The sequence below is a fragment of the Pseudoflavonifractor sp. An187 genome (assembly GCF_002160275.1).
Taxonomy (GTDB): domain Bacteria; phylum Bacillota; class Clostridia; order Oscillospirales; family Oscillospiraceae; genus Enterenecus; species Enterenecus faecium.
Genome location: NZ_NFKG01000002.1, coordinates 151,514 through 170,226, shown reverse-complemented (window position 1 = coordinate 170,226; position 18,713 = coordinate 151,514). Strand labels below are relative to the sequence as shown.

General features: G+C 56.5%; 11 protein-coding genes and 2 tRNA genes. 7 read left to right on the top strand and 6 right to left on the bottom strand.

The genetic code is table 11. From position 1 onward, the window contains the following. Positions 1-290 precede the first annotated feature (290 nt). Together B5F22_RS02350 and B5F22_RS02345 are read right to left on the bottom strand one after the other, a co-directional pair. Positions 291-1,031, bottom strand: coding sequence for an FRG domain-containing protein (locus B5F22_RS02350; protein ID WP_087390374.1), 741 nt, complete (start codon positions 1,029-1,031; stop codon positions 291-293). Then, on the bottom strand, positions 1,028-2,635 hold the full coding sequence (locus B5F22_RS02345; RefSeq protein WP_087390371.1) for a hypothetical protein: 1,608 nt from the start codon (positions 2,633-2,635) through the stop codon (positions 1,028-1,030). The genes B5F22_RS02350 and B5F22_RS02345 overlap by 4 nt, the downstream gene beginning before the upstream one ends. Positions 2,636-2,892: 257 nt before the next feature. On the opposite strand from B5F22_RS02345, the gene B5F22_RS12525 reads away from it, so the two are divergent. Together B5F22_RS12525 and B5F22_RS12520 are read left to right on the top strand one after the other, a co-directional pair. Then, complete coding sequence (locus tag B5F22_RS12525; RefSeq protein ID WP_158096582.1) at positions 2,893-3,066, top strand: hypothetical protein; 174 nt, start codon at positions 2,893-2,895, stop codon at positions 3,064-3,066. Next, positions 3,063-3,425, top strand: coding sequence for a hypothetical protein (locus B5F22_RS12520; RefSeq protein ID WP_242955038.1), 363 nt, complete (start codon positions 3,063-3,065; stop codon positions 3,423-3,425). The genes B5F22_RS12525 and B5F22_RS12520 overlap by 4 nt, the downstream gene beginning before the upstream one ends. A 126-nt stretch (positions 3,426-3,551) precedes the next feature. Here the strand turns inward: B5F22_RS12520 and B5F22_RS02335 are convergent. Then, positions 3,552-3,627, bottom strand: a tRNA-Ala gene (locus B5F22_RS02335). A 442-nt stretch (positions 3,628-4,069) separates the two neighbouring features. On the opposite strand from B5F22_RS02335, the gene B5F22_RS02330 reads away from it, so the two are divergent. Further along, a tRNA-Ala gene (locus B5F22_RS02330) sits at positions 4,070-4,145 on the top strand. Positions 4,146-4,330: 185 nt separating this feature from the next. Next, a complete protein-coding gene (locus B5F22_RS02325; RefSeq protein WP_242955037.1) occupies positions 4,331-5,734 on the top strand; it encodes an MATE family efflux transporter in 1,404 nt (467 codons plus the stop codon). A 19-nt stretch (positions 5,735-5,753) separates the two neighbouring features. Here B5F22_RS02325 and glgB read toward each other — a convergent pair whose 3' ends face one another. Beyond that, positions 5,754-7,550 carry a 1,4-alpha-glucan branching protein GlgB gene (gene glgB, locus B5F22_RS02320; RefSeq protein WP_087390368.1) on the bottom strand — a complete coding sequence of 599 codons (1,797 nt, stop codon included), beginning with the start codon at positions 7,548-7,550 and terminating at the stop codon, positions 5,754-5,756. A 146-nt stretch (positions 7,551-7,696) separates the two neighbouring features. Between glgB and B5F22_RS02315 the strand changes: the two genes are divergently transcribed. After that, positions 7,697-8,257: a TetR/AcrR family transcriptional regulator gene (locus B5F22_RS02315; protein ID WP_087371859.1), complete on the top strand. Its 561-nt coding sequence runs from the start codon at positions 7,697-7,699 to the stop codon at positions 8,255-8,257. Between the two features lie 43 nt (positions 8,258-8,300). Here B5F22_RS02315 and B5F22_RS02310 read toward each other — a convergent pair whose 3' ends face one another. Then, positions 8,301-9,788, bottom strand: a complete 1,488-nt coding sequence (locus tag B5F22_RS02310; RefSeq protein WP_087390365.1) for a glutamate synthase subunit beta — start codon at positions 9,786-9,788, stop codon at positions 8,301-8,303. Between the two features lie 5 nt (positions 9,789-9,793). Then, positions 9,794-14,335: a glutamate synthase large subunit gene (gltB, locus tag B5F22_RS02305; RefSeq protein WP_087390362.1), complete on the bottom strand. Its 4,542-nt coding sequence runs from the start codon at positions 14,333-14,335 to the stop codon at positions 9,794-9,796. A gap of 371 nt (positions 14,336-14,706) precedes the next feature. Between gltB and B5F22_RS02300 the strand changes: the two genes are divergently transcribed. Both B5F22_RS02300 and asnB read left to right on the top strand, forming a co-directional pair. Beyond that, a complete protein-coding gene (locus tag B5F22_RS02300) occupies positions 14,707-16,800 on the top strand; it encodes a glutamine synthetase III (protein ID WP_087390630.1) in 2,094 nt (697 codons plus the stop codon). 81 nt (positions 16,801-16,881) lie between these two features. Continuing rightward, on the top strand, positions 16,882-18,459 hold the full coding sequence (gene asnB / locus B5F22_RS02295) for an asparagine synthase B (protein ID WP_087390359.1): 1,578 nt from the start codon (positions 16,882-16,884) through the stop codon (positions 18,457-18,459). The last annotated feature ends 254 nt before the right edge of the window (positions 18,460-18,713 follow it).

The window sequence follows — 18,713 nt, the reverse complement described above, 5'->3', positions numbered from 1 at the left end:
AAGTAAAAGACCTGAAACCATTTGGTTTCAGGTCTTTTGGTGGAGATAAGCGGGATCGAACCGCTGACCTCTTGAATGCCATTCAAGCGCTCTCCTGGGTCAATCGGTTACATACCTCAAAACCGACAACTAGATTTCGGATCAATACGTCTTTCAATCAGTTTACGCCATAAGGAGCTTCTGAAGAAGATTCAAAAGGTAGGTTTTTAGGCTACATTATTTTTTAATAGCACTCAAACCATTCTGTATTATATAATAGCCATCAATGTTTTCACCTGTACATTCATATACTAAATACTAAAGGTTTCTTTTAGATATTCTTGCACGAGTGCGGTTTGAGCGCATCCATCAATCCCGCCTAAAAGCGTACAATACGTTATTCCCATCATATCTAAATCGTTCAAAGCAACTCTGCGTTCGCTGATGGGAATAAGTATTTTGTATAGTGCGCCCTGAACATCATGTTCTTTAGAACATGTTTCTACATAAGACTCAATAGATTTATCGGGACTTTTGTTCATTGTAAAGACTGCAAATTGCTGCATCTGACGGCTATTTCTATCAATCATATCTTGGCAAATAGAAACGCCATATTCTCCTTGCCAAATTTCGTGAGTGGTATCGATAGCCCAAATAGCAACAGACGAAGATTGTACTGAAAAAGACGTGTAGGCAAAGAAAGCTGCTATATATATACTATATGACCAGTCTAACAATCTTGTTGGAAGGCCATAATGTTGCCCTAAAGACATTATCTCAATATCTGAATAGTTTTCAAGATTAAGGCTTTCAAATTGTCGGCAACTCTTTTTAAAATTTCCAATCAAATCTTGTTGCAGCTTTTGTTTTAGATGAAAAGGCATATCTGCAAAAGTTCGATCAAAAGAAGAAACCAACCCCCAATCTGCATCAGCTTGTCCACGAAAAATAAATTTTTTGTACGGAAATCCATCCTTTTTGCAGACATCCATCGCCACAGATTCTTTAAATGAACTCCATGAATCAAAAACTATATCATCATATTTTTTCATAAAGTTTTCCTCACTTTATAATTCTTTTGTCTACGATATCCACCGATAACAGGACTATTATCCCATTTTTTAGGTGAAATACCGATGGCATCAATCAAACAGGAACGCAACAAATATTGTGCTTTTTTCTTCGGTAACAAAAAATCCTCATAATTCGCATCAATGAAAAAGATTTCTTCACTTCCATTAGGTCCAGCATTAAGATATCCCAATGCACTATTTTGCCAAAGAACATCCAAAAGATGACAGGATTCACCAATATGTTGACGCGCTTGCAAATCAATTAACAGTAGCTCGTCCCAAGTAAATCTATCGCTGTTGAATTCCAACAATATATTTTTAATATCTTGAGCCACAGAATAAGTATATTCTTTTATACTTGTATACACTTCTGAATAATTTTTCTGAACGGCACCTTTGGGCATTTCATTATTAATAATCTGGTTTGCACATATTTGAAGTAATTCATTTCCAAAAGTTCTAGCGGATTTAGAAACTTTTTCTCGTATAATAAGTTGAATATCATAGTCCGCTTCTTCAAAAATTTCTCGCTTAATCTGTGCTAGTGAATTACCAACAATTATAATATCCCGAGGCAATAGCCGTGTGTGGCGAAGAATATAATCCAAAAGCGGCTCTTCAATTTGCCTTTGCGTATTATAAATAGTGTCAATACCTAACCATCTATTAATACACTTATCTTCTTTGTTTTGAGGAGGATTCAAAAAATAGCACGGATTTAAGGCATCAATTTTGCTTTTGAAAAAGTATTCGATAGTTGAATAATCCCAATTCAAAATACGGATGTGATCTTCATTTATGTATCTTGTCTGATGTTCACTCTGTAAGACCGACGAAAAGACATTGTCCCGAATGCTTATTATAATGTGCAGTTTGTTTCCATAAATGTTTTCACGAAGCATTCGCATCACTCTATAAAACAAACCTTTTTGACACCGCAACCAATACATGGGAGCATGTCCATATTCCTCGTCTACGGAATCGACAAAAAAATAAATTGGTGGTAAACATCTGAGCATTTCGCTTAAAATATATTCTAGCTCATCCCATTCTCTCTTATTCTTATATTTGGCAAACTCATTTTTAGTAGTGTAACTCGATAGGATGTGTCTTGCCTCCGCATAAACCGACATTGGGGTTTTATATTCCGGGAACAAAATATTCGTATACTTTTTTAACGGTGCTACATCTATATTGGAATCTGAATTCCATTTATGATTATTCAATATGTTGGAAACAACTGTTCGGATTATAGCAAACTTCCACACATACATCCACTGCTCTGTCAGTTCTGTATCTGAAAACATCTGACAAAATCTTATTATAAGATCAGTTGAAGGAACTTCTTGTTCTATATCATTTACGTAAACAGAATCGTTTTCCGACAGTATTGCTCGCATACGACGAAGATAAACTGTTTTTCCCGATCCTTTAGCCCCAACAATTACACGAACTTTTAAGTCATCTTCCAAAGCTACCCCAGAAGTAAAAGAGGTACCATCAAACTTAACAAATTCTGCCATCATATCCTCAATATCTGTTCGGGAGCCGTCGGGATTTCCAAATGCATTCTTTTTGTACATACAATCTCTCCTATAAAACATCAAATATAAGAGGCACAGTCCATATGCAAAAGCAACTATTATTTAGTATATTATAAAACAAAATATATTCAATTTCAACATCATTTTTCGATTTTACCCCCATGCACAATGTACCGCCCCAAAGAGACTATGGGCGGTATTTTTGTGTCTTGGCGGAGAAAGGAGGAACTTCCCACGGGGGCTTGACTGAAAAGTTGAGCCCTTTTTTCATGCCCAAAAACAGGAGGTAAATGCTTATGGCAGATGATAAGACCACGAAAATACCGGATCAGCTGGAAACAGATACCGGGCCGGGCAAGGAAACCTCGCCCGAGCCTGAGAAGGCGCCTACTCCCCCGGAGGCCGAAAAAAGACGGAACCGCAGGCAACAAGCCCGCAGGTGTCCGTCTATGACTTCGCTGAAATTATGAAAGAAAAGAAGGATGAGGAACGGGCGGCAACTTCCGGCGGGGAAAAGCCTGCCCCGGCAAAAACGGAGAAATCGGAAAAGCAGCCGGAGGCTCCGAAAAAGCCGAGAGAAAACGGGAAAAGCCCCCCAAAGAGAAACCAGCGAATACAGCAGCCACATGGTACAAGCCGCTCCCGCTCCGAAGAAACTCTAGCTTCCGAAGGAGCCTCCTCGCCGTGGCGAGGAAAAAACGTATATATCAAGCTGAATAAGCTCCATGCTTTTAAGAACCATTCCTTTGATGTCCGGGACGAGAAAGAAATGCGTGTCCATCGTCAAGGAGAAAGGTGCTACCCAGCCTACTATCATCCGTTCATGTGAGGACGGCAACTATGAGATTGTGTCCGGTCACCGCCGCCAGAAAGCCAGCGAGCTTGATAGGTATGCACCGTATCGTCCGAGACCTGACAAACGAAAAAGACCTGAAACCAAACGGTTTCAGGTCTTTGGTGGAGATAAGCGGGATCGAACCGCTGACCTCTTGAATGCCATTCAAGCGCTCTCCCAGCTGAGCTATACCCCCAGGTCGTATTCGTTTTTGTCGTGTCCCCTGCGGAACGAGTGTTAGTATAACAGGGGGTGCACGAAAAGTCAAGGGCTTTTTTCAGAAAATTTCAGATTTTTTTGCAGAGGCTAAAACAGGCCCTACACCGCTGTTCATATACCTCTATAATATCAGACATCATACAGGCATCCGGCCGCGTATGGCATTGCTCCCAAAAAGTAGCTCTTCATGTAGGCATCCCTCTGATGCGTGGCCAGCTGTACAGGCTTCCCTCGCCTGTCCTATGTGCCCTATCTTGACCACGTTATTTCCCGGGCACACAAGGCCGAAAACAAGAGGCACAAAGAGCCAAGAAAAAAATTTTAGATTTTTTGAAATTTCTTGTTGACAAACCACCCCCTCTCTGATATACTCACTTTTGTCGGCGCGAGAGACCGCCGCAAAAACGAAATAACAACTCGGGGGTATAGCTCAGCTGGGAGAGCGCTTGAATGGCATTCAAGAGGTCAGCGGTTCGATCCCGCTTATCTCCACCAAAGTCCTGAACGCATCTGCGTTCAGGACTTTTTCTTTTTCTCAAAGCAGTGATACCATCCGCCCTATGCATCAATTCCATTCATTCTTTCTTCTGGAAAACATCGGTGGGTGTGTGCTATGATATACTCTGTTGCAATCTATGACATGCAGTCGATAACCTCCTAGAAAGCTCAGGTGTAGTCCCATGCAAGCAAACGCCAAACCAGCCCAATCCGATATCTTCGCCACCCTCCCCATCCCCGTAGCCCTGCGGAAGATGATTCTTCCCGCCGTGGCCAGCCAGCTGATCGTGCTGATCTACAACATGGCGGACACCTTCTTTGTGGGGCGGACCAACAACCCGTACATGGTGGCCTCCACCTCCCTCATCCTCCCCGTGTTCAACATCACCCTGTGTCTGGCCGGACTGGCGGGCATCGGCGGCGGCTCCCTCATCTCCCGGCTGCTGGGCAGTGGCCGCCCCGAGGAAGCCCGAAAGGTCAGCGCCTTCTCACTGTACTTGGGGCTGTCCATCGCCGCCCTCTTCGCCCTGGGCACGGGGCTGTTCATGGGGCCCCTTCTGGGCCTGCTGGGCGCAGGCGAGAACACCTACCACTACGCCCAGCAGTACGCCACCTGTGTCATTGTCATCGGCGGCATTCCCACAGTGTTGTCCAACGTGCTGGCAAACCTCATCCGCAGCATTGGCCGCTCCCGGGAGGCCAGCGCCGGTATCATCTTGGGCGGCCTGCTGAACATCGCCCTGGACCCCCTCTTTATGTTTGTCCTGCTGCCCCGGGGCCAGGAGGTGCTGGGCGCCGGACTGGCCACCTGCCTGTCCAACTGCGTAGCCCTACTCTTTTTCCTGGTGGTGCTGGCTCGGATGGGCCGGGGCTCCATCATCACCTTCTCCCCCAAGGCAGGCCTACCCCAGCGCAGCAGCATTGTGGCGGTGTTCGGGGTGGGCATTCCCTCCGCCATCACCACCCTGCTCTTCGATTTGGACTATGTGGTCATTGATAAGCTGATGGTGTCCTACCACGACGTGGCTCTGGCCGCCGTGGGCATCGTCCTCAAAGTGGAGCGGTTCCCCCTGAACGTGGGGGTGGGCATCTGCCAGGGTATGCTGCCCCTGGTGGCCTACAACTACTCGGCGGGAAATCAGCAGCGGATGAACGATGCCATCCGCCTCTCCCGCCGCCTGGGGTTGATCGTGGCGGCCATTAGCATTGCGCTGTATGAGATTTTCGCCGTCCAGTTCTCCAACCTGTTCATCGGAGACGCCCAGACGGTGGAGTCGGCCTCCCAGTTCCTCCGCATCCGGGTACTGGCCACCCCTTTGATGTTCCTGAGCTTCTTCACCGTGTACCTGTTCCAGGCCTTCGGCAAAGGGCGTGTGTCCCTCTTCCTGGGTGTGACCCGGTGGCTGTTTCTCAATATCCCCATGCTCTTTCTCCTCAATGCCATCTTCGGCATGTTCGGCATCATCTGGTCCCAGATCACAGCGGACACCCTCAATGTGCTTCTCTCCTTCTACATCTACTTCCGGTTCCGCCCCTCTGCCAACGAGCTTCAACCCAATCATGTGCAACAAGGTCTGAAATCCTAGAGATTTCAGACCTTGTTGTTTATTCCCCTTCCACCGCCAGGCACAGCCCGGAATAGGGCGGAAGAGACAGTTGAACTTGGTTATGCAGGACAGGTAAGAAGCCCTCATTTCGCTTCACGCCTCCGCCGTACTCCTCCCACTCCGTGGAGAGGATGAGCCGCAGTCCGGTGCACCCCTCCACAGGGAGTTGGTAGCCGTCCTGCGTCTGGTTGGAGAAGTTGAACACGAACACCAGCCGCTCCTTGGCGCTGCGCCGTTCCATGGCGTAGATGCACCGCTCCTCCTGGTGGCAGTCCAGCCACCGGAAGCCCTGCTCTCGGTCATCCTCCTGCCACAGGGCGGAGTGGTTGAGGTACAGGTGGTTTAAGTCCCGGATGAACCGGAACAGTTCATCATGCTTGGGGTAACGGAGCAGATTCCAGTCCTGTTCCCTGCTCTCGTCCCACTCCCGGAACTGCCCAATCTCATTGCCCATGAAGTTGAGTTTCTTCCCAGGATGGGCCATCATGTAACAGTACAGGGCTCTGGCCTGAGGGAACTTCTCCTCATAGTCCCCGTGCATCTTCTGGAGGATGGTGGCCTTGCCGTGGACCACCTCGTCATGGGACAGGGGGAGCAAATACCGCTCCTGATAGAAATACATCATGGAGAAGGTGAGTTTGTGATAGTGCTGGGGCCGCATCTGGGGCGGGGTCTGGAAGTAGGACAGGGTGTCGTTCATCCACCCCAAATCCCACTTGTAGTCAAAGCCCAGTCCGCCGTGGGCCACATCCCGGGTCACACCGGAATAGGAGGTGGAGTCCTCGGCAATGAGCAGGGCGTGGGGCAGGCGCTGCTTGAGGCCCTGGTTCATAGTCTGCAAAAACTGGATGGCTCCCCGGTTCTCCCCCCGTCCCGGGTCTCCCTGCCAGTAGATGAGGTTACTCACCGCATCCATGCGCAGGCCGTCCACGTGAAACTCCTTCAGCCAATAGAGAGCCGCCGACTGGAGGAAGCTTCGGACCTCCCCTCTGGAGTGCATGAAGTTGCAGCTGCCCCACTCACTGCGGCCCACCGCAGTGTTGGGGTACTCGTAGAGAGGAGTGCCGTCATAATTCCACAGAGCGTAGTCATCCACCGCAAAGTGCACCGGGACAAAGTCCATGATGACCCCGATGTGGTTTTGGTGGCACTGGTCAATGAAGAACCGCAGCTGATCGGGGGTTCCATAGCGGGAGGTGGGGCTGAAAAATCCGGTGTCCTGATACCCCCAGGAGGCATCACAGGGGTGCTCAGCCAGGGGCATCAACTCAATATAGTTATAGCCGCACTCCTTGACGTAGGGGATAAGCCGCTGGGCCAGCTCCTCATAGGTGTACCAGTCGTCAGGGTCATCGGATTTTCTCTGCCACGAGCCCAGGTGCACCTCGTAAATGTTCAGGGGCTGCTGGTACCCCTCTCCCCTGCGGTCCATCCACGCCCCATCCTGGAAAGAATAGCTATCCAGGGAGTGGACCACAGAGGCGGTATGGGGCCGCTTTTCGCTGCCAAATCCATAGGGGTCACAGTGGTCAATGGTGTTCCCGGTCTGGCTGGTGATGCGGAATTTGTACCGGGACCCCACTTCCACCTGGGGAACGGTGAGCTCCCAGAAGTTCCCGTCGTAGATCTTGTGCATGTCACTGCCCTGCCAGCTGTTGAAGTCCCCGATCACCGAGATGCTGGCGGCATTGGGGGCGAAGGTGCGGAAAACTACGCTGCCGTCCCCCTGCACCTGGGCACCCAGAAAGCGATAGGCCTCAAATTCCTGGCCCGTGTAAAATCCGTAAAAGTCCATGGCGACCTCCTGACATTTCTAGACAATCGTCGGTTTTCCAACTATAATAGAGTATACATGGTAGGATCTCCGCTGCACACCAGCAGCTGAGGCCAGCGGTCGGATAACCAACCTTTGCAGCAAAGTGTCGGGAAAGGACGGGGCATATGGACATTCGAGTGAAGAAAACCCGGCGGAGTATCATCACCGCCTTTATGGAGCTGCGGGCCCACAAGCCCCTGGAGAAAATCACGGTCAAGGAGCTGTGTGAAAAGGCGGAAATCAACAAGTCCACCTTTTACACCCACTTCACAGACATCTACCACCTGTCCGATCAGTTGGAGCAGGAACTCATCCAGCAGGTGGTGGACAACCTCCCCCACCCTCAATACGTAGTAGAGCACCCCAAAGAGTTCACCCAGGAACTGTTTCTGGCCTTTTACGCCCAGTCTGCCCGGATTGACAAGCTGTTTTCCGGCCCCCAGCGGGGCAATTTCGTGGTAAAGCTCCACGCCGCCCTGAACGAGCGGATTTTCCAGGCCTATCCCCAATATGAGGACGATTTGTTCTTCAATGTCTATCTCAACTTCGCCATTTTCGGGGGCTACTACGCCATGTGTGAGGGAAAAGCCATCGACACCCCAGGCACCATTGCCGCCATCGCCCAGATCACCGAGCACTGCTCTCGGGCCCTGGTGGAAGAGCTGCACGCCCGTAAACAGGAATAAAAGGAGTCCGGCACGAGGATACCCCCGTGCCGGACTCTCTGTATCATGATAGGTTGCTGTATCCCATGAGGGAGGCATCCACCGCCCGGGCCACTTCCCGGCCCTCGGCAATGGCCCACACCACCAGGGATTGGCCCCGGTGCATGTCTCCGGCGGTAAACACCCGCTCTACGCTGGTCTCATAGCCGCCGGGCTGGGTGGCCACGTTGGTGCGGCCGTCCCGCTCCACCCCGAAGGCCTGGGCCACATACTCCTCACTGCCCAAAAAGCCTGCGGCAATGAGCACCAAGTCGGCGGGCACCTCCACCTCGCTGCCCTCCACGGGGACCATCTGCATCCGTCCGGTGGCCTCGTCCTTTTTGGGCTCCAGGCTCACCAGCACGGCCCCGCACACCTTGCCCTCCGCGTCCTGCTTGAACTCCTTCACCGTGGTCTGGTAGCGGCGGGGGTCTTCCCCAAACACAGCGATGGCCTCCTGCTGTCCGTAGTCGGTCTTTAGCACCCGGGGCCACTGGGGCCAGGGGTTGCTGGGCGTGCGGGTCTCCGGGGCCTTGGGCATCATCTCCAGCTGGGTCACCCCCGCTGCCCCCAGGCGGATGGCGGTGCCCACACAGTCGTTGCCCGTGTCGCCGCCGCCGATGACCAGCACCTGCTTGCCCTCTGCCAGGTGGGTGGGGACGGTTTGGAAGTCGCTGTCCAGCAGCTCTTTCGTCACCTGGGTGAGGAAGTCCACAGCAAACATCACCCCCTGAGCCTCCCGCCCGGGCACTGGCAGGTCCCGGGGCTGGCTGGCCCCGCAGGCCAGAATCACCCGGTCATACTCCTCCAGCAGCTCCTGGGCGGTGACGGTGCGGCCCACGTCCACATTGCACCGGAATTCCACCCCCGCCTGCTCCATGAGAGCAATGCGGCGGTCGATGACCTTCTTGTCCAGCTTCATATTGGGAATGCCGTAGCGCAGCAGTCCGCCGGGGCGGTCGTGGCGCTCGAACACGGTCACAGAGTGGCCCCGCTGATTGAGCAGCAGCGCCGCAGACAGGCCGGCCGGGCCGCTGCCCACCACGGCCACCCGCTTGCCCGTGCGCACCTTGGGGGGCTCCCCGCTCACCAGGCCATGGGCAAAAGCGTACTCAATGACCTGGCGCTCATTGTCCTTGGTGGTGACCGGCTCACTGTATTCCCCGCAGGTGCAGGCCGCCTCACACAGGGCGGGACACACCCGGGAGGTGAACTCGGGCAGGCAGTGGGTGCGGCTGAGGCGGATATATGCCTGCTCCCAGTTGCCGTGGTACACCAGATCGTTGATCTCAGGCACCAGGTTGTGGAGTGGACAGCCGGAGGCCATGCCGCCGATCATCATCCCCGCCTGGCAGAAGGGGACGCCGCAGTCCATACACCGGGCCCCCTGCCGCTGTTGCTGCTGGAGGGTGAGGGTGGTGTGGAACTCGTCAAAGGTTTGAATGCGCTCCAGAGGCGGGACGGAAGGCCCGTTCTGACGTTGATATTCCATAAATCCTGTGGGCTTTCCCATCTTCCTCAACCTTCCTTTCCTGCCACGCTGGCATAGAACGCCTCGATCTGGGCCTCTTCCCGGCTCATGCCCTGCTCTTCAAATTGGGCGGAGAGCTGCATGAGCTTCTTATATTCCCCGGGGATGATCTTCTTGAACCGGGGCAGATAGGCGTCAAAGTCGTCCAGCACCTGACGGGCCTTCTCTGAGCCGGTGGCGGCCATATGGTCCTGGAGCATCTGCCGCAGTTCCTCCCGGTCGAACTTGCTCTCCACCTTCTCCATGAGCACCTGGCCCTTGTTCAGGTTCCGGTACAAAGCGTTGCCCTCGTCCAACACGTACACCACGCCGCCGCTCATACCGGCGGCGAAATTTTTGCCCGTGGGACCCAATACTACCACACAGCCGCCGGTCATATACTCGCAGCCGTGCTCGCCCACGCCTTCCACCACGGCACGGGCGCCGGAGTTGCGCACGCAGAACCGCTCCCCTGCCATGCCGTTGATGTAAGCCTGGCCGGAGGTGGCGCCGTACAGGGCCACGTTGCCGATGATGATGTTCTCATGGGGGACAAAGTTCGCCTGCTTGGGGGGATACACCACCAGCTTGCCGCCGGACAGTCCCTTGCCGAAGTAGTCGTTGCTGTCCCCCTCCAGCTCCAGGGTGAGGCCCTGGGGGATGAAGGCGCCGAAGCTCTGGCCTCCCGCCCCGTGGCAGCGGACGGTGATGGTGTCCTGGGGCAGGCCGTGGGGATGCCGGCGGGTGAGCTCGGAGCCCAGCAGGGTGCCGAAGCTGCGGTCGGTGTTCAATAGCTTCACCTCCACGGTGTGGGCCCGGCCACTGGACAGGCTGTCCTTGATCTTGGCGCTCTTGAGCAGCACCTGCTCGTCCTTGGTGCGCTCCAGGTGGAAGTCGTAGGCGTGCTGGGGGTCAAAGATGGTCTGGCTGTCCGGGACCTGAGCCAGAATACCACTCAAATCCACCTGGGCGGCGTTGCCCGTCAAATCGGTTCTCTGGCGAAGCAAGTCGGTGCGGCCCACCATCTCGTCGATGGTGCGCACGCCCAGCTTGGCCATGTACTCCCGCAGCTCCTGGGCGATGAAGCGCATGAAGTTTTCCACATACTCGGGCTTGCCCATGAACCGACGGCGCAGTTCCGGGTTCTGGGTGGCCACGCCCATGGGGCAGGTGTCCAGGTTGCACACCCGCATCATCACACACCCCAGGGTGACCAGGGGGGCGGTGGCAAAGCCGAACTCCTCGGCACCCAGCAGGGTGGCCACGGCCACGTCCTTTCCGCTCATGAGTTTGCCGTCGGTCTCAATGCGCACCCGATCCCGGAGATCATTTTTCAGCAGGGTCTGGTGGGTCTCCGCCAGGCCCAGCTCCCAGGGCAGGCCCGCATCCAAAATGGAGCTCAGGGGGGCGGCTCCGGTACCGCCGTCGTACCCGGAGATCAAAATCACCTGGGCGCCCGCCTTGGCCACACCGGCGGCCACGGTGCCCACGCCAGCCTCAGACACCAGCTTCACCGAGATGCGGGCGTACTTGTTGGCGTTTTTCAGGTCATAGATGAGCTGGGCCAGGTCCTCAATGGAGTAGATGTCGTGGTGGGGCGGCGGCGAGATGAGGCTCACGCCGGGGGTGGAGTGGCGGGTCTTGGCAATCCAGGGGTACACCTTCTGGGCGGGCAGGTGTCCCCCCTCGCCGGGCTTGGCGCCCTGGGCCATTTTGATTTGCAGCTCCTTGGCGCTGACCAGATAGCGGCTGGTGACGCCGAAGCGGCCGCTGGCCACCTGCTTGATGGCGGAGCTGCGGTCATGGTCGGTGCCCGCCGACTCCAGCCGCTCGTCACTCTCGCCGCCCTCGCCGCTGTTGGACTTTCCGTGAAGGCGGTTCATGGCCACCGCCAGGGCCTCATGGGCCTCCTGGGAGATGGAGCCATAGGACATGGCCCCGGTCTTGAAGCGGGTGACAATACTCTCCACGCTCTCCACCTCGTCCAGAGGCACCCCCTGTTCCGGGTAGTTGAACTCCATGAGGGAGCGGAGGGTGCCGAAGTTCTCCTGGTCCACCTGGGCGGTATACTGCCGGAACATCTGGTAGTCTCCCGTGCGGGTGGACTGCTGCAACAGGTGGATGGTCTGGGGATTGTAGCGGTGCTCCTCCCCCTGGCTGCGCATCTTGTGGCGGCCCACCGAGGGCAGAGTCAGATTCACCGCCAGCCCCAGGGGGTCATAGGCCTTGGAGTGCTGGGCATCGGCCTGGGCGGCGATATCCTCCAGGGTGATGCCGCCGATGCGGCTGATGGTACCGGTAAAGTAGGTGTCGATGACTTCCCGGCTGATGCCGATGCACTCGAAAATCTGGCTGCCCTGGTAGGACTGAATGGTGGAGATGCCCATTTTAGAGGCGATCTTCACGATGCCCTGGAGGATGGCGTGGTCGTAATCCTCCACCGCAGCATAATAATCCTTTTGCAGCAGCCCGTCCTGCACCAGCTGAGCCACCGTGGCGTGGGCCAGGTAGGGGTTGACGGCGCAGGCGCCATAGCCCAGCAGGCAGGCGAAGTGGTGCACCTCCCGGGGCTCCCCGGACTCCAGGATGAGGGACATGGCCGTGCACTTCTTGGTCTTCACCAGGTACTTGTGCACCGCCGATACCGCCAACAGGGACGGAATGGCCACGTGGTTTTCGTCCACCCCACGGTCGGAGAGGATGAGGATGGTGGCTCCCTTGCGGTAGGCCTTGTCCACCTGGACAAACAGCTGCTCCAGCACCCGATCCATGGGGGTATTTTTATAGTAGAGGATGGAGACCGTGGCCACCTGGAAGCCGGGGCGGTTCATGGTCTTGATCTTCAACAAATCCAGGTCGTTCAAAATGGGGTTGTTGATTTTCAGCACCCGGCAGTTCTCCGGCTGCTCCTGGAGCAGATTGCCGTTTTTCCCGGCGTAGACGGTGGTGGAGGTGACGATTTTCTCCCGCACCGAGTCGATGGGCGGGTTGGTGACCTGGGCGAACATCTGCTTGAAGTAGTGGAACAGGGGCTGATACTGGTCGGAGAGCACCGCCAGAGGGGTGTCCACACCCATGGCCCCAATGGGCTCGCTGCCATTGAGGGCCATAGCGCACACGCTGTTGCGGTACTCCTCATAGGTGTAGCCAAAGGCCATTTGCAGCCGGGCGCAGTACTCCCGGCTCAGAGGGGGCACCGGCTGGTTGGGAACCTTCAAGTCGTGGAGCTCCACCAGGTTGCTGTCCAGCCACTCTCCATAGGGCTCCTTCCCGGCGTAGCGCTCCTTGATCTCCTGGTCCGAGTACACCCGGCCCTGTACCGTGTCCACCAGCAGCATCTTTCCCGGGTGCAGCCGCTCCTTGGTGACAATCTGGTCCTCCGGGATGGGGAGCACTCCCACCTCCGAGGAGAGGATGAGCCGCCCGTCGCTGGTGATATAGTAGCGGGAGGGGCGCAGGCCGTTGCGGTCCAGCACCGCTCCCATCACATCGCCGTCGGAGAACAGAATGGAGGCGGGGCCGTCCCAGGGCTCCATCATGGTGGCGTAGTACTGGTAGAAGTCCCGGAGGGGCTGGGAGATGGTGTCGTTGTGGCTCCAGGGCTCGGGGATGGCCACCATCACCGCCAGAGGCAGCTCCATGCCGCTCATGACCAGAAACTCCAGGGTGTTGTCCAGCATGGCCGAGTCGGAGCCGTCGGCGTGGATGACCGGCAGCACCTTGGTCAAGTCGTCCTCCGAGAAGGCGGGGGTGGACATGGTCTCCTCCCGGGCCTGCATCTTGTCGGCGTTGCCCCGGATGGTGTTGATCTCCCCGTTGTGGACAATGAAGCGGTTGGGGTGGGCCCGCTCCCAGCTGGGGTTGGTGTTGGTGGAGAAGCGGGAGTGCACCAGGGCAATAGCAGAGTCGAAGTCCTCATCCTGCAAATCCAAAAAGAAGGTGCGCAGCTGCCCCACCAGGAACATCCCCTTATAGACCATGGTGCGGCTGGACAGAGAGGGCACATAGGTGTTGTCGTTGCTCTGCTCGAAGACCCGGCGCACCATGTACAACTTTCGGTCAAAGGCCAGCCCCGCCGGGATGTCCTTGGGCTTTTTCACAAAGCACTGGTAGATGGCAGGCATACACGCCAGAGCCTTCTCCCCCAGGACCTGGGGGGCGGTGGGCACTGGACGCCAGCCCAAAAACTCCAGCCCCTCCTTGGCCACAATGACCTCGAACATCTTCATGGCCCGGCTGCGTTTCAGTTCGTCCTGGGGAAAGAAGAACATGCCAACGCCGTATTCCCGCTCCCCGCCCAGAGCAATGCCCAATTGGGCACATACCTTGGTGAAAAAGCGGTGGCTGATCTGAACCAGAATGCCCACGCCGTCTCCGGTCTTCCCCTGGGCATCTTTTCCGGCCCTGTGTTCCAGGTTTTCCACAATGTGTAGGGCATCTGCCACAATTTGATGGGTTTTCCGGCCGTGGATGTCCACAACGGCCCCGATGCCGCAGTTGTCATGCTCCAGCTGCGGGCAGTATAGGGTTTGCATGGATGGCTTTGTCATGGTGACTCCCCCTTTGGAATATCTGTAAAACGAACACAAGGGCGCCAAAGAACCCTCAGACCACCTTGTCCGTGGGATTCCTTGACACCCTTGTCAATCTCCTATTGGTAAATACATCCGTGCGCCGCGCGCGGACTATTTATTTCGTTAAAGTATACGACACACCCCCGGAGCTTGTCAACCCCCTGGAACACAAATGGCAGTTTTCACAAGTTTCTGCCAGAAACAGTCACTTCACTTTGCAGCATTTTCACACTTGACTTTGGCGAAAACGGGGCGTATCATAGGCCCATCCAACGGACAACGACGTCATGGAGCTTAATTCTATGACGTTGCTGTCCGTTTTTATTTTCTGGAGAGGATGGATGAACATGACCAACGTGCCCAGCTATTTTGGAAGTCAGGTATTTGACCAGCGTGTGATGAAGGCCCGCCTTCCTCAAGATATTTACCGTTCCCTGCGCTGTACCATGGAGGAGGGAACGCCCCTGGACCTGCCCGTGGCCAATGTGGTGGCCGCCGCCATGCGGGACTGGGCGGTGGAGCAGGGGGCTACCCACTTCACCCACTGGTTCCAGCCCATGACCGGCGTCACCGCCGAGAAGCACGACAGCTTCATCTCCCCCGCCCCGGATGGTGGGGTGATTATGGAGTTTTCCGGCAAGGAGCTCATCCGAGGGGAGCCCGACGCCTCCTCCTTCCCTTCCGGCGGACTGCGGGCCACCTTTGAGGCCCGGGGCTACACCGCCTGGGACCCCACCTCTTACGCCTTCATCAAGGGCAAGACGTTGTGCATTCCCACCGCCTTCTGCTCCTACGGCGGCGAGGCCCTGGACAAGAAAACTCCCCTGCTGCGCTCCATGGAGGCTCTGAACCGCCAGGCTCTGCGGGTGCTCCATCTGCTGGGGGACACCGATGTGAAGTCGGTGCGCACCTCGGTGGGCCCGGAACAGGAGTACTTCCTGGTGGATCGGAAGCTGTACGACCAGCGTCCCGACCTCATCTACACCGGGCGCACCCTCTTCGGCGCCCGCTCCCCCAAGGGGCAGGAGCTCAACGACCACTATTTCGGCAACATCAAGGAGCGGGTGGCCGCCTACATGGAGGAGCTCAACGAGGAGCTGTGGAAGCTGGGCATTCTGGCCAAGACCCAGCACAACGAGGTGGCTCCCGCGCAGCACGAGCTGGCCCCCATCTACACCACCACCAACATCGCCACCGACCACAACCAGCTGACCATGGAGATCATGCAGAAGGTGGCTGCCAAGCACGGTCTGGTGTGTCTGCTCCATGAAAAGCCCTTTGCCGGAGTCAATGGCTCGGGCAAGCACAACAACTGGTCCATGGCCACCAACACCGGAGTGAACCTTCTCTCCCCCGGCGCCAAGCCCCACGAGAACACCCGGTTCCTCCTCTTCCTGTGTGCCGTCATCCAGGCGGTGGACGACTACCAGGATCTGCTGCGGCTGTCTGTGGCCACCGCTGGCAACGACCACCGCCTGGGCGCCCATGAAGCGCCCCCCGCCGTGGTGTCCATCTTCCTGGGGGATGAGCTGTCCGGCATTCTCAAGTCCATGGAGGAGGGCAGCCAGTACACCGCCCCCCAGGCCGAGCGCGTGAAGCTGGGCGTCCACGCCCTGCCCCCGCTGCCCCGGGACACCACCGACCGCAACCGCACCTCCCCCTTCGCCTTCACCGGCAACAAGTTTGAGTTCCGCATGTTGGGCTCCTCCAACTCCATCGCCTGTGCCAACATGATGCTCAACGCCGCTGTGGCGGAGTCCCTGCGCCAGTACGCCGACCGCCTGGAACAGGCCCAGGATCGGGTGGCGGAAATCCACCACATTCTCCGGGACGTCATTCGCCAGCACAAGCGCATTCTCTTTGACGGCAACGGCTACGATGAGAGCTGGATTGAAGAGGCGAAAGCCCGTGGGCTGCTCAACCTGCCCACCACCGCCGACTGTATGCCCTACCTGCTCCACGAGAAAAACGTGGAGATGCTCACCCGCCACGGGGTATTCTCCGTGCCCGAGCTCCACTCCCGCTGTGAGATCATGCTGGACAACTACTGCAAGACGGTGGAGATCGAGGCCAACACCATGATCGACATGGCCCGCCAGGACATTCTCCCCGCCGTGCAGAGCTACGCCACCCATGTGGCCCAGGGCATCGCTGCCAAACGCAGTGTGGTGGACACTCTGCCCTGCACCCACGAGACCAAGCTGCTGGAGCAGCTGAGCACCCTCACCGACCAGATCGCCCAGGGCATGGAGGCCCTGGAGGCGGTGACCAGCCGCGTGGAGCAGATGGAAGATGTCACCGCCACCTCGGAGGCGGTGCGGGACAAGATGCTCCCCACCATGGCCCAGCTGCGCCAGGCGGTGGACCAGGCCGAGACCATCACCGCCAGTTCCTTCTGGCCCTACCCCTCCTACGGACAGCTGCTGTTCGGGGTTCGGTAATCACGATACCTATTTGAATATACATGCCTGTGCCCATACCTCCACCGAGGTATGGGCACAGGCGCACAAGGAGGCATCAACATGTGTTCCATTATGGGATATTGCACCCCAAACGCTGACGTGACGGCATTTACCCAAGGCTTCTACAAAACCAAGTCCCGGGGCCCGGACAACTCCCGCATTGTGGACACCGGAATGGGGCTGCTGGGCTTCCACCGCCTGGCCATTATGGGGCTACAGCCCCAGGGAATGCAGCCCTTCGTTCTCCATGGCTGCTATGGGGTGTGCAACGGGGAACTATACGGCTTTGAGGCCATACGGAAACAACTCAAGGATAAATACACCTTTCAGAGCCAGTCCGACTGTGAGATTCTCCTCCCCCTCTATTTCGAGCACGGAGTGGACCTGTTTGCCCAGCTGGATGCGGAGTTTGCCTGTATCATTCTGGACACCCAGGGTGGCCACGTCATCGCCGCCCGGGACCCTCTGGGCATTCGTCCCCTATACTACGGCTACGACCAGGCCGGGGCCATTCTCTTTGCCAGCGAACCCAAAAACCTGGTGGGGCTGGTGGGCCGCATTCTCCCCTTCCCCCCTGGCCACTACTATCTGGACGGACAGTTTGTGCGCTATGCAGACATGACCCGCGTGGACCAGGTGGTGGAGGGAGACCTGGACACCATCTGCACCAACATCCGGGAAAAGCTGGTGGCTGGGATTCAAAAACGTCTGGTGTCCGACGCCCCGGTGGGCTTTCTCCTCAGCGGCGGGCTGGACTCCTCTCTGGTGTGCGCAGTCGCCGCCAAAGCGTCCCCCACCCCCATCCGCACCTTTGCCATCGGCATGGACCGGGATGCCATCGACCTGAAATACGCCCGGGAGGTGGCCGACTACATCGGCAGCGACCACACCGAGGTCATCATCACCCGGCAGGATGTGCTCACCGCCCTGGAGCCAGTGGTGGAGCTGCTGGCCACCTACGACATCACCACCATCCGGGCCAGCATTGGCATGTATCTGCTGTGCAAGGCCATCCATGAACGCACGGACATCCGGGTGCTCCTCACCGGGGAGATCTCCGACGAGCTGTTCGGCTACAAGTACACCGACTTCGCCCCCTCCCCCCAGGCCTTCCAGAAGGAGGCCGCCAAGCGGATTCGGGAAATCCACATGTACGACGTGCTGCGGGCAGACCGGTGCATCTCGGTGAACGCTCTGGAGGCCCGGGTGCCCTTTGGTGACCTGGACTTTGTGCGCTATGTGATGGCCATTGACCCCCGTCTGAAGTGCAACACCTATGGCAAGGGAAAATACTTGCTACGCCGTGCATTTGAAGGGGATTGGCTGCCTCTGCACATTCTCTACCGGGAGAAGGCGGCCTTCTCCGACGCCGTGGGCCACTCCATGGTGGACGACCTGAAAGCCTATGCAGAGACCTGCTACACCGACCAAGAATTCCAGGCTCGGCGCAAGGTCTACACCCATGCCCAGCCCTTCACCAAGGAGTCTCTGCTCTACCGGGAACTGTTTGAAGCCCACTATCCCGGCCAGAGTCAGATGGTGACGGACTTCTGGATGCCCAACAAGACCTGGCAGGGGTGCAACGTGGACGACCCCTCCGCCCGGGTGCTGTCCAACTATGGAAACAGCGGGCTGTAACCTGGAAACGGGAGCGGCGATGGCACGCCGCTCCCGTTTACTGCCCCTATTCTCTGGAAATACTGAGAAGGTACCTCCGTCCATCCTGGGCAAAGGGAAATTCATCCTTGACTTTCTCACACCCCCATGATAGAATGACGGCAGTTGAAAAGGGAGTAGTTTGAAGCTATGCCGTCAACACCTCGGTCAGCGTGCTGGCCTGGCGGTATGCACCCTGTGTGGTAACAAGACTTTTCGACAACTGTCGCTTTGCG

Coding starts and splice junctions, on each gene's coding strand:
- B5F22_RS02350 (WP_087390374.1), bottom strand. CDS start 1,031: ATGAAAAAATATGATGATATAGTTTTTGATTCATGGAGTTCATTTAAA.
- B5F22_RS02345 (WP_087390371.1), bottom strand. CDS start 2,635: ATGTACAAAAAGAATGCATTTGGAAATCCCGACGGCTCCCGAACAGAT.
- B5F22_RS12525 (WP_158096582.1), top strand. CDS start 2,893: ATGGCAGATGATAAGACCACGAAAATACCGGATCAGCTGGAAACAGAT.
- B5F22_RS12520 (WP_242955038.1), top strand. CDS start 3,063: ATGAAAGAAAAGAAGGATGAGGAACGGGCGGCAACTTCCGGCGGGGAA.
- B5F22_RS02325 (WP_242955037.1), top strand. CDS start 4,331: ATGCAAGCAAACGCCAAACCAGCCCAATCCGATATCTTCGCCACCCTC.
- glgB (WP_087390368.1), bottom strand. CDS start 7,550: ATGGACTTTTACGGATTTTACACGGGCCAGGAATTTGAGGCCTATCGC.
- B5F22_RS02315 (WP_087371859.1), top strand. CDS start 7,697: ATGGACATTCGAGTGAAGAAAACCCGGCGGAGTATCATCACCGCCTTT.
- B5F22_RS02310 (WP_087390365.1), bottom strand. CDS start 9,788: ATGGGAAAGCCCACAGGATTTATGGAATATCAACGTCAGAACGGGCCT.
- gltB (WP_087390362.1), bottom strand. CDS start 14,335: ATGACAAAGCCATCCATGCAAACCCTATACTGCCCGCAGCTGGAGCAT.
- B5F22_RS02300 (WP_087390630.1), top strand. CDS start 14,707: ATGACCAACGTGCCCAGCTATTTTGGAAGTCAGGTATTTGACCAGCGT.
- asnB (WP_087390359.1), top strand. CDS start 16,882: ATGTGTTCCATTATGGGATATTGCACCCCAAACGCTGACGTGACGGCA.